General features: G+C 56.2%; 1 protein-coding gene. It reads right to left on the reverse strand.

Features of this window, described 5'->3' with window-relative positions; all coding sequences use genetic code 11:
• Nucleotides 1-505 (reverse strand): tandem-95 repeat protein (locus ACFQDM_RS15650; protein WP_377380630.1); only part of this gene is annotated, 505 nt, incomplete at both ends.

Consider the following 505-nt stretch of genomic DNA (forward strand, 5'->3'; position numbering starts at 1 on the left):
GAGCGTGGTTGCGCCAGAATCCTCGTCCACAGTGAAGCTGTCAGAGATCGCCACTGGCGCGTCATTCACCGCGCCGACATTGAGTGTCACAGTGACGATATTGCCATCTTCGGTGCCGTCATTCACACGATAGGTGAAGCTGTCCGTCCCATTGAAGTTGGCATCCGGAACGTAGGTAAAAGACCCATCCGCATTGAAGGTGAGCGTGCCGTTGGAGACATCTGTCACCAGGCTGGCTGTGAGCGTATCGCCTTCGACATCGGTATCATTCGCCAGAACACCGTTCGTCGCATTGACGGTCAGTGTGCCGTCTTCATCGACCGCATAGCTGTCAGCCATGGCGACCGGTGCATCATTCACCGGTGTCACCGTCACCTCAATCGTGACAGTATCCGTGCCACCATTGCCATCATCGATCAGGACATCGAAGCTGTCCGTGCCGTTGAAGTCGGATGCTGGCGTATAGGTATAGCCATTCCCCGTCAGCGTGACAGAGCCATTCGCC

The sequence above is a fragment of the Ponticaulis profundi genome (genome assembly GCF_042659465.1).
Lineage (GTDB): Bacteria > Pseudomonadota > Alphaproteobacteria > Caulobacterales > Hyphomonadaceae > Ponticaulis > Ponticaulis profundi.